Below are 3,314 nucleotides of genomic sequence, written 5' to 3'. Positions count from 1 at the left end.
CGCCACAACGCGATCGCGTCGGACCGGAACTCCGCACTGTACTTCGAGGGCCTTGCCACGTGGTCTACACCTTCCAGGATCAACAAGATCCATTGTCAGGTGTGTCCACACCACAGGGATCACCTCAACGACCGGGCGTTCCTCGCCGCCTTCACCGCAGAAGAAGTACGTGCCCCCGGCACCGTCGCCGGCGAACCCCTCAAGCGCGGCACCCGACGCGAGGTGGACTTCCTCGACATGGTCGCCTCGGTCCAGGTCGAAGTCGCCCGGCCAGGCGAGGAAATGGGCAGCTTCGTCCTGTTCACGAACGACGGCGATCAACGATTTCATGGGCGCAACCTTATGGCGCACCGGTTGACTAGAATCATTGGGAATCAGTCATACCGGGCCTGGAGGCCAGCGGCCCCATTGCAGGACCGCGAAAAACATAACTGTGAGAGTTCTTCTGCGGCCCGGGATGGGTTGCTGCCAGGCTCGGCGCCGATGATCCGGCATGACTCGAAACATAACTGGCGCCCCGTCAGGGGCTGTCGTTCCCCCGAGATGTCTGCCGGACATCGGCGTCGACCTGGCCCACCCGTTGGCTTGATCAGCAGCTTGTCCGCCTTGCGGCGTGACTCATCACAGTTCCGCCACGCGGTGACTCCATCCAGGCCGACGCCGACCACAGCCGTCCGCCCATCAAGGAGAACAACCGAGTGGCCATCCTCGCAGAACAGGTCGACGGCGTCATTGGCGTCGATACCCACCGGGACACCCTCGCAGCAGCGGCTGTCAGCCCCATCGGAGCAGTCCTGGCGAGCACCGACTCGCCGGCTAACGTACGCGGTTACCGTCGCCTGCTGGACTTCGCCCGCGAGCACGTCCCCGGACGCCGCTGCTGGGCTCTGGAAGGCATCGGCAGCTACGGCGCTGGACTCGCGTCCTTCCTCAGCCAGGCCGGCGAGCACGTCGTCGAGGTCATGTCCCTTGGCGTGGTGTAACTGATCATTCGGCGGTGCCGGGCAGGCAGGTGGTGTCGTCTGGATAGAGGCTGTCCATGCTCTCGATGGAGAGGTAGCGGCGGGGGAAGGCGATCCACTCGTCGTGGAGTTCGATGAGGACGGCTGTGGTCAGGCGAGCGACGGCGGCGGTGTTCGGGAAGACCTGGACGACGTCGGAGCGTCGCTTGATCTCCCGGTTCAGACGTTCGAGCGGGTTGGTCGACTGGATCTTCTTCCAGTGCTGGCTGGGGAAGTCAGCGAACGCGGTCAGGTCCTCCTTCGCCCCCAGCAGCATCTCTTTGACCTTGGGGAACTGGCGGCCGAGCATGTCCGCGACGGTGTCGAGCTGGGCTCTGACCGCATCGGCGGTGGGCTGGGCGAAGACCGTGCGGATCGTCGCGGCGACCATCTCCGCGGACCCCTTCGGGATGACGGAGAAGACGTTGCGCACGAAGTGAACGCGGCACCGCTGCCAGCCGGCCCCGATCATGACCTTGCGGATCGCTTTGACCAGGCCGCTGTGGCTGTCGGAGATCACCAGGCGGACACCTGACAGGCCGCGTTCGCGCAGCGAGCGAAGGAACTCGGTCCAGAAGACCTCGGTCTCGCTGTCGCCGACCATGACACCGAGGACTTCACGGCCGCCGTCTTCGGTGACGCCAGTGGCGATGACGACGGCCTGGGAGACGATCTGATGGTCGACGCGGGCCTTGACGTAGGTGGCATCGAGGAAGACGTACGGAAACCGCGTGTGATCAAGGGGCCGGGCCCTGAACGCGTCGAGCTGTTCGTCGAGGCCGGCGCAGATCCGGGAGACCTCGCTCTTCGATATGCCGGTGTCCGAGCCGAGGGCTTTGACCAGGTCGTCGACCGAGCGGGTCGAGACCCCGTGGACGTATGCCTCCATGACGACCGCGTAAAGGGCCTGGTCGATGCGGCGCCGGCGTTCCAGCAGGCTGGGGAAGAAGCTCCCGGCCCTCAGCTTGGGGATCGCGAGTTCCAGATCGCCAGCCTGCGTGGTCACGGTCTTCTCCCGGTGACCGTTGCGCCAGGTGGTGCGGGTGTCGGTCCGCTCGCCCCACTCCGCACCGATCCGGGCGGTGGCCTCGGCCTCGATCAGTTCCTGGAGCAGCCGTTCGGCGACTTCGCGGACAAGTTCAAGACCATCCGTTGAACGTAGTGACTCAAGCAGGCGAAGTAGGTCATGCTGGGACAAGGCCACCGTGCGCTCCTTGGGTTGAACTGCCCGTTCACCAAGGACATTTGCACGGTGGCCTGCCCCGTTCTCAGGGAGCATTCACCCACAGCCGATGCACGCGGGAGCACCAGGACGGCGCACATCCCAGCCAAGATCAGCTACACCACTCCACGGGACACCATCGTCGTCGAGGTGTGTCGGCCCAAGCGGGCCGCCAACCGGGGCGGGCGAAAGACCGACATGCCCGATGCCATCCGCGCCGCGAAGGAGGCCCTGGCCACCGAGCACCTGATGCAGCCCCGACTCCGCGGCGAGCGCGAGGCCCTACGTGTCCTTCTCGCCACCCGCCAGGGTGCCGTCCTTGCCTCCACTGCGGCGATCAACCAGCTCAAGGGCCCTGATCGTTTCCGCACCGGACAACCTCCGCGCCGAGCTGCGAAAACTCAAACGCCCGGCCCAGGTCACCCACTGCGCCCAGCTTCGCGACCGCCCCGCCCAGGATCTTGAACACCGGATGACAGCACGGGCCCTCCGGTCCACTGGGCAGCGGATCCAGAGCCTGCAAGCGGAAGCAAAGGATCTCGAAAAGGAGATCCTGACCCTGGTGAGGCAGATGGCTCCAGAGCTTCTCGGCCTGCTTGGCGTCGGACCGATCACCGCGGCCCAAGTCTTGGTCAGCTGGTCCCATCAGGGCAGGTTCCGCTCGGAAGCAGCTTTCGCTTCGTTCGCCGGCGTCTCCCCGATCCCCGCATCTTCCGGGCTCACCAACCGGCACCGCCTCAACCGCAGCGGAGACCGGCAGCTCAACCGGGCCATGCACACCATCACTCTGATCCGTTTGCGGCTCGACCCTGCTACGAAGGCGTACGTCGCCCGCAGGATCACCGAGGGTAAGACCTCTCGGGACGCACAGCGCTGCCTGAAGCGAGTGATCTCCAGGCAGCTGTTCAAGATCCTCGAACGAGGAGATCAGCCCGCACAACAGATCATGGCTGAAGATCTCCGTTAAGAGGCCGCGCAGATAGGCGCGGTGGCGCCATCTCGGTAGCAGAGCAGGCACAAGTCTTGGCGATCATGGAGTTGCGACGCTCTGTGATCACCGGGGAGACCTGTGCCTGTACTGCCATCATGGC

3 protein-coding genes and 1 pseudogene are annotated in these 3,314 nt (G+C 65.1%); 2 read left to right on the top strand and 2 right to left on the bottom strand.

Features of this window, described 5'->3' with window-relative positions:
* Positions 1-330 (bottom strand): annotated as a pseudogene (locus tag OTB20_RS41935) (hypothetical protein); the annotation flags it as partial.
* A gap of 368 nt (positions 331-698) precedes the next feature.
* On the opposite strand from OTB20_RS41935, the gene OTB20_RS41930 reads away from it, so the two are divergent.
* Positions 699-983 (top strand): transposase, encoded by a 285-nt coding sequence (locus tag OTB20_RS41930; RefSeq protein WP_267825147.1) that lies wholly within the window; start codon positions 699-701, stop codon positions 981-983.
* 4 nt (positions 984-987) lie between these two features.
* Here the strand turns inward: OTB20_RS41930 and OTB20_RS41925 are convergent, their stop codons facing one another.
* Positions 988-2,205, bottom strand: coding sequence for an IS256 family transposase (locus OTB20_RS41925; RefSeq protein ID WP_267825146.1), 1,218 nt, complete (start codon positions 2,203-2,205; stop codon positions 988-990).
* A 337-nt stretch (positions 2,206-2,542) separates the two neighbouring features.
* On the opposite strand from OTB20_RS41925, the gene OTB20_RS43095 reads away from it, so the two are divergent.
* Positions 2,543-3,190 carry a transposase gene (locus tag OTB20_RS43095; RefSeq protein ID WP_420716621.1) on the top strand — a complete coding sequence of 216 codons (648 nt, stop codon included), beginning with the start codon at positions 2,543-2,545 and terminating at the stop codon, positions 3,188-3,190.
* Positions 3,191-3,314: the final 124 nt, after the last annotated feature.

The organism is Streptomyces sp. H27-H1 (assembly GCF_026627445.1).
Lineage (GTDB): Bacteria > Actinomycetota > Actinomycetes > Streptomycetales > Streptomycetaceae > Streptomyces.
Note: the sequence above shows the minus strand (reverse complement) of the source record. Positions and strands in the feature narration are given on the sequence as shown.